The following is a 14,675-nucleotide window of genomic DNA, read 5'->3' as shown; positions in this document are numbered from 1 at the left end:
TCAGACCAGCCTGATCCGTCCGGTCAAAAGGTTTTGCATCATGCCCTCCTTCACCTGCCGCGCCTTTTCGAGGCGGGTGTCGAGGGCTTGGATTTCGGCGTCCATGTCGTTTAGGCGTGAGGCGATTCTTTCTTGTTCCGCCAAGCACGGAAACGGAACTTCCAATTCATGGATAATACGCAAATTCAAACCACCTCTCCCTCCGTCGCCAGTCGAGAGTGCTCGAAGCTCGTCGTATCGACGATCAATCTCGTGGAAGAGAAAATCCGATGAATGCCTTGCAGAAGGCAGGATCGCCGCGATGGACTGATTGGTGCAGAGTTCGATCTCGTTGATTGCTGCGGTGCCACGCGTTTTGCCTTGCCCCGCCAGACCAAGCAAAACGCAACCGACTGGGACCATGGTTGCGCTGGAACTTGCAAGTCCAAGCGGCGTGATCCGCCCGCTAACGCTTCGCACACGTTTGGCATGCAACTCGCCCGAGCTCATCCAAGGAACATCGCCTCCCCAGAATCCGTCAACACGAGTAGAAGGTGTCCCGCCGGCGAGTGCGCGGGTAAAAGATCCAACTCGGGCGCGTTCCCACTCCCCCGAGAACCCTGGAAGGCGGCGCTTGGCGGTCAGGAGGTCCTGCATCGCGCCCTGCTTGATGAGCCGCTTCTTGGCGATCAGCCGCTCCAGCCCCTCGATCAGCGCATCCGCATCCGAAAGCGCCTCCGCGATGGCTTCTTGTTCGTCGGGGTCGTCAGGACACTGGAAAGGGAATTTTTCCATCTCCCATTTTTGGACATGAACGAGCGCCGAAGCTCCATGCGCCTGATCTTCGATGATCCGCGTCAGGTGCCTGAGAACATGAAAGAAGAAGCTTGGAACGATCTCACTCTCATTCACCCGGACTTTCCAAGTGTGGTAGTTCAGAACACCCTTCGGCCCGTTCCAGATATGCGGCCCGAACGAGGTCCCACGGCTTCCTGACCATGCGAAGAGAAGTTGGCCCGGATCGACTTCGATTTTTGGGTCATACCGACCGGAGTAGTAATTGAAATCATCCGACCCGTTCAGGTTTTGAATGCGGATGATGGGCAGGCCAGCGGTGTCCCATTCAAAGGGTTTAAAGCCACGACCGTTGATCAGTTGTGCTACGTCTTGGAGCTTGCGCTCAGACCAGCCGCTCGGGATCGGCGCAGAGGTTTCAGACTCAATGACTGCAAGGTCCATCATGCGAACCCCATGGCGCGAAGGTGTTCGGCCACCTTCGCCTCAAGGGCGCTAGACCTGTCAGTCATCTCCGGCAACGTATGTCCGTACCGCTCCGTCAGCACCCGCACGCGGGCCGTCATCTGCTCGGTCCGCGCTTCAATCTCGGCCTCGATCAGCTCGGCGATGTCGGTCAGCCATTTGTCATCCACGACCAGGGAGCGGATCTCTTCCTCGGTCAGCTCGGGGTATTTCTTCAGCGTGGCCTCGGTCAGCGCTTCCTCGGCTTCCTTGACAGCTTTCTTCGCCGCCGTCTCGGCCGTCATCAGCTTGGCCACCTGCTTCAGCAGCTTGGCCTCTTCCGGCTCGGCCTCGCCGGATTTCTGGCGCGCCTTGACCGAGGCCGCGGTCAGCTTGCCCGCCTCGGTCAGCGCATCGGCCAGCAGGCCGCCCTCGGCCCCGTGTTCCTCGACCATTTCCTCGATCTCGCGGCCCAGTTCCTCGGCCTTGGCCTGCGCGTCATCGACCGCCTGCTGCATCTCGGGGAAGAACCGCGCGACGATCAGGCGGGGCGGGATGACATCGGCCACAAGGCGCACCTTGTTCACGGTGAGGTCGGCTTCTTCCAGCCATTTGATGTTATCTTTCTTGCCGGCTTTTGACTTTACGTACTCATGCCGTGCAGTGCGAAGTTCTTTCGCCGCCTCCCAGCCGTCATGAGCGATGATGAAGACATCGTCCTGCATGGTCTCGGCCCAGTAGGACATGAGCCGCTGATACGCCTCGTAGCGGTCGATTAGGGGCGCCTCGGCAAAGCGGGTCAGCATGTCCTCGGCGATGGTGTGGATCAGCTCCTTGGGCTTGTCGCCCACCTGGATGCCATCCATGCGCGGCGCATTCGCCCCGGCCCAGCCATCGAGAATGCCATGGACGCGGGTCTGGAAGGCGGTGAACTCGGCGTGGTCGCAGATGGTGCTGCGCACCTCCTCCGGCTCGACCAGCGGATCGGAATAGCCCGGGCGCGGGTTCGGCCCGAAGAGCGTGGCGCGTATGCCGGGCATGACCTCCCAGAACGCGGCCAGCCCGTCGATGTCGCGGTTCGGCACACCGCCCTTCAGGTGCGCCTCGATGTCCTGCAGATCCTCGGGGTCGGACCCGTCGATGTAGCGCGGGATGTTCAGGTTGAAGTCGTTGCGCGTGATCTCGGCGTAAGGCACGAGGCGGGAGTAGCCCGCGATCTCGGCCTGGCGCGTGTAGGCGTCGGTGATCTTGTGGATGTCCCGCTCACGCAGGCGGTTCTTGTTGCCATCCTTGATGAAGCCGCGCGAGGCGTCGATCATGAAGACGGGGCGCTCGGTTTGGGCTTGGGATTTGTCGAGCACAATGATCGAGGCCGGGATGCCGGTGCCGTAGAACAGGTTCGCGGGAAGGCCGATGATCGCGTTGATGTAGCCGCGCTTGAGGATCTTCTCGCGCAGCTCGGCTTCCTTGTTGCCGCGGAAGAGCACGCCATGGGGCAGGATGACCGCGCCGGAGCCGGTGGCCTTCATCGAACCCAAGATGTGCAGCAGGAAGGCGAAGTCGCCGTTCTTCTCGGGCGGCATACCGAGGTCAAAGCGGCCATAGCGGGTTTCGCTGGTCAGGCCGGAACCCCAAGCCTTGGCCGAGAACGGCGGGTTGGCGACGACGAAGTCGAAGGTAAGAAGCTCGGTCTCTGACGCCTTGAACTGGGGCTCGGCGATGACATCGCCCTGGGCGACATCTGCATCCTCGCGCCCATGCATGATCATGTTCATCTTGGCCAGGCCGCGGGTGGTGATGTCGAATTCCTGCCCGTAGATGGTGAGCGCGACGTCGGCGGCGTCCGCGGCTTTCAATAGCAGAGATCCGGACCCACAGGTGGGGTCATAAACGGTCTGCTTCGGGCTCGAGGCACGGTTGACACCTGCAACAGCGGCGACGACACGCGAAACCTCCGCAGGTGTGTAGAACTGCCCCTTGCTCTTGCCGGACTCGGTCGCGAAGTTGCGCATCAGGTATTCATAGGCGTCGCCCAGGATGTCGTCGCCATCGGCCCGGTTGCGGCTGAAGTTCAGCTCTTCCCGGCTGAAGATGTTGATGAGCGCGGTCAGCGTCGTGACCATCTTGGCGCCACGGCCGAACTTCTCGGAATCGTTAAAGTAGGCACGGTCGATGACGTTCTTGAGGTCATTGGCTTCGGCAATCCCCGCGATGGCCGTGTCGATACCTTCGCCAATGTCCTTGGTGCCTCGAAGCTTCTTGAGGTCCTCGAAAGAGCAGCCCTGGGGGACCTCGATCAACGCGTCGGGCTTGCCCACGCGGTCAGAGACGTACTTCACGAACAGAAGCGTGAGGATGTAGTCCTTGTAAAGGGAAGCATCCATGCCACCCCGCAGCTGGTCACAGCTGTCCCACAGGGATCTGTAGATGTCGCTCTTCTTGATAGCCATCGTGCTCTGCCCTTCGCCAAGTCGCCCGCGTTCTCATCGCGCGAATTGAGTGCAGGTCTAGCGCCTCCTAGCCGCGAGGAACAGATGCACCTTGCCTGACCAAGACGAGTCGAGACCTTAAAACTACCGACGCTGAATGGGCTACTGGTCGTCAACGCTAAAAAAGGTGCAGAAAAAAATGACACGAAACAGGCGTCCGCACGACTTGCGAAAAGACGAATTAAGGCTTTGCGAAAAATAGGGCGGCTTCCGCGCAAAACGCATATTGCTAACCCATTACAGTTGAGATGACGACTTGCGAAAAACTTATCATTGCCCTTGCGAAAAATTCTGTTTATTCGACCGGGAGCGGCGTTTCACAAATAGCCGTCAGCTTCTTATATCAACTTGACAGTTGATCTTCACTCCTCAGTGCGTCACTTCCTTCTTAAGTGATTCGCGAAGGTGAAAGGCGCCCCATTGGATTTGGCTATCGATAGAGAAAGACATGCTCGAATCCGATACGAGCTTTCCCTGCGCGGTCTGACCTTCGCTGAGATCGCAAGACGCGCGGAGGTTAGCGTTTCTTCCGTCAGTGCGGTTTCACTTGGAAAAAGCAGGTCCGCGCGCATCGAACTGATCTTGGCGCAGGCTTTGGCTACTCGCCCGGAAACTCTTTTCCCGGACCGCTACCCTGCTAACAGCGGAGACGGCACATGAGCTAGAATTCAAGGGCTCTGGAAGAGTTGAGGCCCCGGGACGGCAATCCCAAGGGCCTCGGAAAATCGCTAGCCGCGACACCTCATCTATCCCCGACACAGCGACAAAAGTCAAGCCACATGCCCGCAGTTCGGCGGGCATGGTCGAAATCACTTTGCTTTATGCCTGGGATGGAGAGCGCGGTTCTTTGCCGTGCCACAGGACGTGTTCGATACAATTGAACAGTTGGAAAATGACATTCTGGCAGCTCGTGACCTTGATGGCGCTGTGCTGGTTCGGCGTTTGCGCGAACTTTGGGGTGAGGTGATTTCGGAAAACGAGACCCTCAGAGAAGAGGCTTTGAAAGCCAGTACGCTGAATAAGATTCTTAAATCTGAAGTTGTGCGTCTGAAGCGCCAAATAGCAAAACTAACCAAGGCGCAATTCGGCGCGAAAGCCGATCACAACCCAAACAATGCAACCTATGATCGTAGCTCCTGCGTAGACGATCAAAAGGCCAAGGATGCTGAAAACAACGCCAACGGTGATAAAGAAAACGGCCAGGCTAGCGACGGCCAACCTGAAGCAAAAGAAAAAAGGCCGAGGAATACAAGCGGTCGAGGTGCGAGAGTATGGCCGGAGCACATTGAAAAGCGACGGATATACATGGGCACCGAAGACAGAAGGTGTCCCTGCGGATGTGGAGGTGGCATTGCGGAAATTGAAGAGAATGAGACGCTGGAAGTGATCCCCGCACAATACTACGTGGCGGTGCGTGAGTATCCAAAGTACCGGTGTCGCTTGCATGACAAGATCATCGGGACAATCTTTGAACCGCGTGTATTTCCGAAAACCACAATGAGCAACACACTTATGGCCAATTCGATCACGATGCGTTTCGGTTGGCAGTTGCCGTGGCACCGACAAGAGAAAATTTTTCTGTCCAAAGGTATCGAACTGTCCCGCAGCACCCTGATGCGATGGTCCCACCGCTTGGCAAATGAGGCGCTTTTGCCAATCTACCAATTGATGGAACAGGAACTCAGAACGAACAGCGAAAGGCTGTTCATGGATGAGACCACTCTACCGATGCTTCAACCTGGCAAGGGACAGACAAAAACCAGCTACCTATACGCTCTTCTTCGTGACGACCGATCATTTTCCGGAAATAAACCTCCCGTAGTTATTTATTATCCGCGGGACACCCGGGCGATGCGCCATATACATGACATCTTGAAAGGGGTCTCGACCATCCTCCAGACCGATTCATATGCCGGATATGGCCGACTTGGCCGACAGGGAACGCCCGTGGAACAAATTACGCCAGTCAAATGCTGGGCACATGCCCGACGAAATTTCACCGACGAGTACGAGTTCAACAAAACGCCAGACGCAAAAACGGTCATTCGAATTATTGCCGAGTTATATAAAGAGGAAGAAAAAATTCGGGGCAAGCCACCTCTGATCCGCGCGGCGCATCGGCGACAATTCTCGGATCCCATTCTGGATCGCCTCAGAACATTCTTAATCGCACATGCAGACCGTCATCTTTCGAAAAGCAAGATGGGGCAAGCGATCCGCTATGTGTTGAGGCAATGGAGTGATCTGACGCGATTTGTCGATGATGGGCGGATCGACCTCGACACCAATGCGGTTGAACGCATGTTCAAACCGACAGTTCTGCTGCGGAAAAATGCCTTATTCCTGGGCAGTGATGAGGGGGGCGAAGCTTGGGGAATTCATAGTTCAATCATCGAAACCTGCAAACTCAATGCGGTGAAAGCAGAGCCCTATTTGAAATGGGTCTTCGACCAGATTGCGATGAAACTTCGACGCTCTGAATATGAGAAGCTACTGCCGTGGAACGCTCCACCTGAGCTTCGGATCAAGCACTAGGGTTTTAAGAGTGGCAAACCGCGGCCCTTCTCCTGTATGAGCGACTGTTCAGAGTTCTCAGACAATGCTGTGTTGGCTTGTGCAATGATGGCGCGAGTGCGCTTTTTTGAAAGCTCAGCACACCAAGAATATGGTGAGCGGGACAAAACAGCTCTTGAAGGTCGGGCTGTGTTGAAAGAATTGGTCGAAATCGTCGATTATAATGCCTGATGCCGTTGAGCGGCATCATTGCATTCGGGCGACTACCGTTTATCCGCCGCGAGACGGTCAGTGGGTCTTTCAGCTCATGCTGCAGCCTTCTGTTTGACGCTTCTCGGGCGTAGCTTCGCGAATTTTTTCAGGTTCTGGACGATGGCGGCGAGGAGGGATTCGCCCTTGGTGCCGTTCGTCTACGTGCGGAACTTTGTCAGATCAGGGGAGCGGACGTTGCATAAAGATCAGGCCACCGCCCCCGGTGCGTCTTGCACTTAGGGCGGAAAGCGGGCTCGCGGCAGTGCGGCATGGTAATCTATGTGTTCCTTAATAGCAGCCGTTCGGGCGAGCCATAGCGAGAGCACAGTCAGTTCGCGGAGGAAACCGAGATATAGAAGGACTAGCGTTCAGTGTCTTAGTCCGGTTACGTTTTCGTTGTGGAAGGGCCTCCGGCCTACTATCAAATGCGAGGATACGACCACATTGGCCATAGCTATCACGCCGCCGTCGAGACATCTGCTCAAGCGCATGGATACGAGGTTCGCGCTTCAGCAGGATGACTGGGACGATTACAGTTTCAGGACCCTGTACCATCTCCATTATCGGCACCAGAAGGACCCAGAGGATGTAACCTACGTGGGTGGGGTTAAGATTCTACGCAGAGGGCAGAAGGCCGATGGAAAACGGCTTATCAAGGAGCCATTCAACAAGTTATCTGACGAATGGGTGTCGATCGGTACCAGCCTCGACTACTATCAGCGACTGAACGAGCTTCCGCTCGCGCGTCGGAAGTCAATCATGGATGCTCTCAACGATGCGGTGGCGCACCCCGAACTCGTTTCGCTTTTCAAGGACGAAGACGGTTGGGAAACGTCGCTTTTCCGGAACAATTCCGATTGGCGCAACTTTCTCGACGACGCCCGAGCCCTCTTCGAGGGTAACTTCTCCGCCTTAGCCGATATCGAGGAGAAGTTTTCCTACACGCCTGCAGGTGCGGATGGAGCAATCGAGTTCGACTTTAGCTCACCCGAGCCCTCCTTCTACGGCGGACCCTACCGGCGGCTTGGGCCTCGGGGGCGCAAAACGCTTCTGCCCAATCGCATCCTTGTGCTCGTGGGCCGAAATGGGTCGGGCAAGAGCACGCTACTGTCCCGTCTTGCTCACGTGGCATTCGCGTCGCCACAGGAGCGGAGCACCAAGCCGATGGAGGCACTCGGCACCCTGCAGCCAATTTCGATCGGCTTCATGCGGGTGATCACTATCTCATACAGTGCCTTCGACAGCTTTACGGTACCGGGCCTGGACGCCAAGGAGCTGTCGCAGACGACTGAGGACCTTGCCAGCGGTGAGGGCAGGTTCGTCTTCTGTGGGTTGCGCGACGTCGTGGCAGAAGCCCGTGCGGACGTAGGAAGGGGTGAAGTTGTCCAGTCAGATGAGGATGGCGGCGGACGGGTTGAACGGCGCACAACGACTTGCCTCAAACCGGTCGAACAGCTGGCGGACGAGTTCTCATCGCTGATCAAGCGCATTCACAAGCAGGACAGTACTGAGCTGCTCGAGGCTGCACTGGAGCCTTTGCTCGGAGATCCCTCGTTCGCAGAACTGAAGGACCAAATGGACCGACTGCTTGCACCGAGAAGGTCGGTTCGATCAATTTTCTTAGGCTGGAGCACCGGTCACAAGATCGCCCTTCACGTCGTGGCCTCGCTGGTTGCGCACGCAAGGCCTCGGTCGCTCGTCTTGTTTGACGAACCCGAGGCGCATCTGCATCCACCGCTGATGGCAGCGCTGATGCATTCGGTGCGCATCGTGCTGACCGAGTTGAACGCCCTCTGCGTCGTCGCCACACACTCGCCTGTGCTGCTTCAAGAAACCCTGTCGCGCCACGTGCGGCGGGTGCGCAGGACGGGAAAATCATTAGAGATCAGTCAGCCTGGGCTCGAAACTTTTGGGGAAAACGTGGGCGTCCTTACATACGACACGTTCGGGCTGACCGCATCCAGTACCGACTTTCACAAGGTCCTAGACCTACTCGTCCAAGGCTGCGACTCGCCCGAAGAGGTGGACGCCTTGTTCGACCCCGGCCTGAGCGTCCAGGCTCGGGCGTACGTCCTCACGCAGTTCGCGCGTCAGAAATGAAGAATCTTCCGATGCCCACCCGGGAAAGCGACCGGACTGATCTGAAGAAGGCCGTGCGTGAATACCAGTATGATGGGAAGACCCGCGGTCACAATATCACAGATGGTGAAGTAGAGCAGATTGTAGCGCTCTACGACCGGTATGAAATGGACCGGGGCGTACCCTGCGACGATCTGAAAGGGGAAAACCTTCCCGATACTTTGCGCGAAACAATCCACAAGGCCTACGCAAAGACCCAAAAAGGGAAGTCCCTGCACCAGTTGAGAGAGGGGCTATTCAAGGGTGTGGACCTATGCCCTGTCTGCGGTATCGATCCGGCCACTGAACTCGACCACCATCTCCCACAGTCGGAATTCAAACCGCTCGCGATCCACTCGCGCAATCTGGTCCCGATGTGCCACCCCTGCAACCACACCAAGCGGGACGGGGTCGACGAAGGTGGCGAGGGCTTTCTTCATCCCTACTATGACGTACTGCCGGACTTGGATTTTCTAGTAGCGACCATCAACGTCGATGCGGCGACGCTAGTTGTGTCGTTTTCGATCGACCCCATGGCGGCACTACCTGCTGGCTTCGCCGACAGGCTCATCACACAGATGGAAGCGCTAAATCTAGATGCGCGATATCAGCAGGAGGTCAACACATACATTGCCTCCCACGCGGCGGCCCTTCACCTCGCGCACCGTGCCGAAGGTCAGGTCGGAGTTCAGCGGACGCTGCGACTCCAAGCGCGATACGAAACCAGTGCGTTCCACCGTAACCACTGGCGGCCGACCCTGATGCGCGCACTCAGTGAGCTCGATGAATTCACAGGGGGAGGGTTCGCGGCAGTATTGCCGATACCTGACGACATGCTGGACGACCTCGATGGCTGATAATCTGATCTGGCCCACCTAAGTGGTCCGATCTGAAGGTTAGTGCATGGTGGACCTCTGTTCTATCGGCCCGATGCTTTCGGATGTCCGCGACAGCTTCTGTATTGCTGCCGTGCGACGACGAAAGCCCTCGGCAATCACCGTTACGGGCCGAAACAGCCTATGTGTAATGTTTCATATTGGCGCTATGCGCCAATATAGAGGCCGCGCCTTGCTCAGAATAGAGGTCAAAATGGGGGTCAGTTGTAACGCTTACCGAAGAAGGCCCAGTTCGAGGAGTATTCCCGCAACTGGGGCCAAGCAATTCCGCGCTGCGGCGCTGATCTGATTGGTTACTATTCCCCGCATGAGGGGTCATCGACGCTTGCCTACGGCATCTACAATGTTGCGAGCCTGGCGGACTACGAAGCCTATCGCGCGCGCCTCGCCGCCGATCCGCTTGGCCGAGAGAACTATGAGTTCGCCCAGAAAGAGAGGTTTCTGCTCCGAGAAGATCGAACCTGGCTCAAGCTCGCCTCTGCACCGCACGGAGACAGCGCATGATTGCAGTGATCTTCGAAGTTGAACCCGCAGAGGGCCGCAAGGATGATTATCTCGACATCGCTGCCGAGATGCGCCCGATGCTCGATGAGATCGACGGCTTCATTTCCGTCGAGCGGTTCCAGAGCCTCACCGACCCGCGTAAAATCCTGTCTCTGTCGTTCTTCGAGGATGAAGATGCGATTGCACGTTGGCGCAATCTCAATGCTCATCGAGGCGCGCAGGCGAAAGGGCGCAGCGGTGTCTTCGATGACTACCGGTTGAGGATCGCCAGCGTGATCCGCGACTACGGCATGTTCGACCGGGACGAAGCGCCCACAGACAGCCGAAAGGAGCACGCATGATCTCTCTAATAGCAACCACTTGGCTGGCGCTGGCAACAGCGGCGATCTCGCCAGGACCGAACCTTGTCGCGGTGGCCTCTCGGGGTCTTGGTTCCGGCAGGAAGTCTGCGTTGATCGTTGCCAGCGGATTGGCGTGCGGCGCCTTTCTCTGGTCCTTCCTGACGGCTTTCGGCTTGGGCAGCCTCTTTGGCACCTACCCCCAACTCCTCGGAATCCTGGGGCTTTTGGGTGGGGCCTACCTTACATGGCTTGGCATCAAGGGTTGGCGCGCAGCGCTCACCGGTAAAGGCGGGCAGATCGTACCAAAATCCGGGCAAGGGCCGTTGGGAGATTTTCTGCATGGCCTGACTGTGACCTCGACGAATCCAAAGGTCGCACTTCTGTGGGCTTCGCTTTCGACATTCGTCGGCCCAGCGATTACCCAATGGTCCTATCTCATCCTCTTCACGACAGGCTCTACCGTCATCATATTCGTGATCTACGGAACCTATGGATGGATATTCTCGACCGGCCAAGCGCGAGGGATCTACCGCCGTTTCCAGCGAGCAAGTGAGGCCGTCTTCGGCTCTCTGTTCGGTGGCTTGGGTGTCTTCATGATAAACAGATCGTTTTAGGAAAGCTGCCGTTCGAGCATCGCGCAGCTTCAGTAAAATGGGCTCGAAGCCGACCTTCGCTGCGCCGAAGGGTCAAACTGCTGACCACGCATCATGCGACGTCGCTCTCGGCCCACAGCCGACATTAGGCTGCTTGAGTTCAAGTGCTGTGATCGTCCCGATCAACGGCTTCCGGGACATGCAACAAGTATCCCTGAACGTAGTCGACACCCAGAGCGGCCATTTCTTTCCGGATATCGTTGGTTTCAACGAATTCGGCAATTGTCTCGGCGCCAATTTCCCGGGCGAGGTCAACGAAGCACGACAGCGTGAGACGTGTCAGTCGGCTGGTCTGGATGTCGCGAACGAAGCTGCCGTCCAGCTTCAGGAAATCGACTTTCAGGCTATGGAGATGTCGGATCGAGGACATACCGGCGCCGAAGTCATCCAAGGCCACCTTGGCGCCGGTTGCGCGCAACTTGCGGGCGAAGTTCGCAACCTTTTCCGGATCGTGCAACGCGACCGTCTCGGTGATCTCCAGGCAGATGTTCCCGGAAGTTCGGCGCCCGGCACCCTCCAGCAGTTCAAGAACTTCTAGGCAGAACTGGTCACTACCGACCGAGGCGCCGGACATGTTCACGCAAAGCATGGTGTCGTGGCCAAACCGATCCGATGCAACCAACGCAAGCGCCTTGCGCAGCATCCATTGATCCAGGCGGAAGATCAGGCCGCTGCGTTCGGCCACCGGAATGAAGGCACCTGCCGGGATCAGGCGACCCTCGGGCGCCTTGAGACGCGCAAGCAACTCGACCATCCGCGCCGGAGCGCCATCGGTTTCCTCAACTGTATGGATCTCCTGGAAATGCACTGAGAGCGCGTTTTGGGAGATGGCATGCTCCAACAACTGGTAGAGATCCTCTTCGCCCCGGCCGATCGATCGGTCAGCCTCCATCAATTCCTCGGCAAAGACCACCTGACCACGACCGTTCTGCTTGGCCCGGTAACAGGCGGCATCCGCCGCGCGCAACGTCTCGGCCCGGTTGTCGAAATGCTCTGCCAGATGAACCGCGCCGGCGCTGGCGCCCAGAGATCGTGCCGCCGGCGCCAGCGCATGCTGATCTGCGAGACGGGCGATCTCTGCGCACAACGCCTGGAGCCTTTGCCGCAAGGTGTCCTGGTCGGTGTTGCACGCGATGATGGCGAATTCGTCGCCGCCGAGGCGCGCGACCAGATGCGCGTCGGCGAAGGACCGGCGCAGGATGCGGCCAACATCGCGCAAAATGACGTCGCCCATGGCATGTCCGTGCAGGTCGTTGACCTGCTTGAAGCTGTCGAGGTCGCAGAAGACGAGGAAATCCTGCTGGCGTTCGCTGTAACCGCGTGCCAACGCATTCGAGAGCGCGGCGGTAAACCACCTACGGTTCGGCAGGCCCGTTGTCTGGTCTAGGTTGGCGTGCTGCTCCATCAGGCGGGTGCGCTCGCGCTGTTCGGACACGTCCCGGAACACCATTATCGCACCTAGGCACTCCCCATCTTCAGACAGGATCGGTGCCACGCTGTCATCCACCGCAATGACCTTCCCTTGGCCATTGATCAACGTGGCATTGGCTTCGAGTGACACGATTTTTCCGGTGGCAAGACAGTCGGCAACGGGATCGGCACAGGGCCGCCCAGTCACCTCGTTGATCACCCGAAACACCCCGTCCGACCTGCGACCGAAGGCCTCTTCGACAGTCATCCCGGTCAATGCCTCCGCAACGGGGTTCATCCAGCGCACCCGTCCTTCCGGGTCCGCCGTGATCACACCATCGCCGATGCTGCTCAGGCTGGTCTCCAACCAAGTCCGCTCGCGCTTCAGGTCTTCCGTCATCCGGTGATGCGCCGTGCTATCCCGGCAGACGCCAACAAGCCGATCCGGATCCGCTGTGTTGCCCTCATATACCCGCGCCGAAATATGGAACCAGCGTGTCTCGCCTGCGATCGTGGCCCGGACGGAAACATCCAGCGGAGTGCCATGACGAACGGCCGCCGTCCAGGCGCTGCGGAAAATCGGTCTCGATCCGGCATCGAGCAACTCTATCCAGTCGCGGATCAGGGGCGTCCGGTCGTCCGGCATACCGAAGCGTGCGCGCAGCCGGTCATCGAAAGTCAACTCACTGGTGACGATGTCGGCTTCCCAGATGCCGATGCCCGCGGACATCACCGCAAGTTCCATCCGTTCGTTCGATAGCCGCAGCGCGTCGGCGCGGTGTTTGTGCTTCGTTATGTCCTGAAAGGCACCGCTCATGCGGACGGGAACGCCGTTTTCGAAATGGACCTCGCCTATGGTGCGCACCCACATCTCGGCGCCGCCGCGCGGTCGGAAAGGCAGCTCCAGATCCCATCCTGTGCCTTCGCGCAGCGCCTTGTCCACCGCCTGCATCAGGACGGGCCGCGCGGCTTCGGGGTAGAAGGCATAGGCCGCCTCGAGGCTGTCGGGCGTGAAGCCCGTGGGGACATTGTGCAATCTGCAGGTTTCCGGGCTCCAGGTGATCTGGTTGTCGCGCAGGTCCACCTCCCAGCCGCCAAGGCCGGCTAGCCGCGCCGCCTTGTCCAACGCCTCCTCTGCCCGCCGAAGACGCGTATGCCCCAAAATCTCTTCGGTGATGTCGAGGAAGATGCCGTTGACCCACTCGGGGTTTCCGTTCGCATCGCGCGACGTGACGCGGCCGTTGATCCTCACCCAGACCCAGGACCCGTCGCGATGCCTGAGCCTGACGCGGCCTTCATAGGTGCTGCTGTGTCCGGAAAGGTGCCGCGCCATCGCCTCGCGTTCGCGTTCAAAGTCGTCCGGATGACACAGCGATTGCCACGTCTCGACGGTGATCGGCGCGAGGTCCTCGGTCTCGTACCCCGCGATCTGCGCCCACCGATCGTTGACGGCCAGTTCACGGGTGTGTGTATTCCAAGCCCAGATCGCCGCGCCTGTACCTTCGAGCACGGCGGTGAGCCGCTCGCGCTTGATGCGCAGGCGCTGCTCCAAGTCCACGAGAAAGTCCACGTTCTTCAGCACCAGTTCGATGACATCCTCACCAATCTGCGCAACGCTCGCCAGGGCAAGGAAGGTCGAGCCATCGCTGCGCTGCACGGTCAGCCGAAGGTTTTCGATCCTTTCCGCAAGCGGCAATCTATCAAGAACCTGTTCGCCAAAAACCGTTCGGGACGGCGCGTCAAAGAGCTCTATCACGTCGCGCCCAGCGACGATCCGGTCCGAAATACCGGCCTCCTCAACCATCATGTGGCTAAGAGACATAATAGTCCCCTGAGCGCTGCACGTTGCCACCATCGCAGGAATTGCTGCCAACTCGGAGATCAAAGAGTTTTCTTTGACGCGGCGGTTCATTCGAAGCTCCATTTGCCATTCAGTACAACCTTTTTGCGATAAATAAGTTAAAACTAATTTTAAATGCGCGTTTGTGCGGCCCGTTTATCGAACTGCAGGTGCCGTCTAGGGTCAGGACCCATTGATTTCCGTTTGGCGGCGTGATTCAGGGCTCGAAAACCGAGCGGTGAACATGTCTGATCTTTTCTGGTTGAGCGACGCGCAGATGGCGCGTCTTGAGCCCTTCTTTCCAAAGTCCCACGGCAAACCCCGCGTCGATGACCGGCGTGTGTTGAGCGGGATTATCTTCATCAATCGCAATGGGTTACGGTGGCGAGATGCCCCTGTTGGCTATGGACCTCATAAGACGCTATACAACCGTTGGAAGC

At 58.2% G+C, this 14,675-nt stretch carries 10 protein-coding genes and 1 pseudogene; 8 read left to right on the top strand and 3 right to left on the bottom strand.

Annotation, left to right across the window (positions count from 1 at the left end; translation table 11 throughout):
• Positions 1–1,221, bottom strand: coding sequence for a restriction endonuclease subunit S (locus GGQ68_RS23205; protein ID WP_183970260.1), 1,221 nt, complete (start codon positions 1,219–1,221; stop codon positions 1–3).
• The gene (locus GGQ68_RS23200; RefSeq protein ID WP_183970258.1) at positions 1,218–3,668 is read right to left on the bottom strand and encodes a type I restriction-modification system subunit M; all 2,451 of its coding nucleotides are present in this window, start codon (positions 3,666–3,668) and stop codon (positions 1,218–1,220) included. The genes GGQ68_RS23205 and GGQ68_RS23200 overlap by 4 nt, the downstream gene beginning before the upstream one ends.
• Before the next feature lie 444 nt (positions 3,669–4,112).
• Here GGQ68_RS23200 and GGQ68_RS23195 point away from each other — a divergent pair, with 444 nt between their 5' ends.
• The 7 genes and pseudogenes from GGQ68_RS23195 (at position 4,113) to GGQ68_RS23165 (ending at position 10,946) form a co-directional block, all read left to right on the top strand.
• Complete coding sequence (locus tag GGQ68_RS23195) at positions 4,113–4,367, top strand: helix-turn-helix domain-containing protein (protein WP_343056066.1); 255 nt, start codon at positions 4,113–4,115, stop codon at positions 4,365–4,367.
• Positions 4,368–4,571: 204 nt separating this feature from the next.
• Positions 4,572–6,242 (top strand): IS66 family transposase, encoded by a 1,671-nt coding sequence (gene tnpC / locus GGQ68_RS23190; protein WP_183970256.1) that lies wholly within the window; start codon positions 4,572–4,574, stop codon positions 6,240–6,242.
• A 675-nt stretch (positions 6,243–6,917) separates the two neighbouring features.
• A complete protein-coding gene (locus GGQ68_RS23185; RefSeq protein WP_183970254.1) occupies positions 6,918–8,573 on the top strand; it encodes an AAA family ATPase in 1,656 nt (551 codons plus the stop codon).
• 11 nt (positions 8,574–8,584) lie between these two features.
• Positions 8,585–9,448 carry an HNH endonuclease gene (locus GGQ68_RS23180; protein ID WP_221235711.1) on the top strand — a complete coding sequence of 288 codons (864 nt, stop codon included), beginning with the start codon at positions 8,585–8,587 and terminating at the stop codon, positions 9,446–9,448.
• A gap of 258 nt (positions 9,449–9,706) precedes the next feature.
• Positions 9,707–9,991: pseudogene (locus tag GGQ68_RS23175) on the top strand (NIPSNAP family protein); the annotation flags it as partial.
• Entirely contained in the window at positions 9,988–10,332 is a 345-nt protein-coding gene (locus tag GGQ68_RS23170; protein WP_183970250.1) for an antibiotic biosynthesis monooxygenase family protein, read from the top strand. The pseudogene GGQ68_RS23175 and the gene GGQ68_RS23170, both read left to right, overlap by 4 nt.
• Complete coding sequence (locus tag GGQ68_RS23165; RefSeq protein WP_183970248.1) at positions 10,329–10,946, top strand: LysE family translocator; 618 nt, start codon at positions 10,329–10,331, stop codon at positions 10,944–10,946. Before GGQ68_RS23170 ends, GGQ68_RS23165 begins: the two co-directional genes overlap by 4 nt.
• A gap of 139 nt (positions 10,947–11,085) precedes the next feature.
• Here the strand turns inward: GGQ68_RS23165 and GGQ68_RS23160 are convergent, their stop codons facing one another.
• Complete coding sequence (locus GGQ68_RS23160; protein ID WP_183970246.1) at positions 11,086–14,217, bottom strand: bifunctional diguanylate cyclase/phosphodiesterase; 3,132 nt, start codon at positions 14,215–14,217, stop codon at positions 11,086–11,088.
• 262 nt (positions 14,218–14,479) lie between these two features.
• Here GGQ68_RS23160 and GGQ68_RS23155 point away from each other — a divergent pair.
• A partial coding sequence (locus tag GGQ68_RS23155) for a transposase (RefSeq protein ID WP_183970244.1) occupies positions 14,480–14,675 on the top strand: 196 nt, incomplete at its 3' end.

This window comes from Sagittula marina (assembly GCF_014196795.1).
Taxonomy (GTDB): Bacteria; Pseudomonadota; Alphaproteobacteria; order Rhodobacterales; family Rhodobacteraceae; genus Sagittula; species Sagittula marina.
This window is presented reverse-complemented; position numbering and strand designations above follow the sequence as displayed.

Coding starts and splice junctions, on each gene's coding strand:
- GGQ68_RS23180 (WP_221235711.1), top strand. CDS start 8,585: ATGCCCACCCGGGAAAGCGACCGGACTGATCTGAAGAAGGCCGTGCGT.
- GGQ68_RS23170 (WP_183970250.1), top strand. CDS start 9,988: ATGATTGCAGTGATCTTCGAAGTTGAACCCGCAGAGGGCCGCAAGGAT.
- GGQ68_RS23205 (WP_183970260.1), bottom strand. CDS start 1,221: ATGATGGACCTTGCAGTCATTGAGTCTGAAACCTCTGCGCCGATCCCG.
- GGQ68_RS23200 (WP_183970258.1), bottom strand. CDS start 3,668: ATGGCTATCAAGAAGAGCGACATCTACAGATCCCTGTGGGACAGCTGT.
- GGQ68_RS23165 (WP_183970248.1), top strand. CDS start 10,329: ATGATCTCTCTAATAGCAACCACTTGGCTGGCGCTGGCAACAGCGGCG.
- GGQ68_RS23160 (WP_183970246.1), bottom strand. CDS start 14,217: ATGTCTCTTAGCCACATGATGGTTGAGGAGGCCGGTATTTCGGACCGG.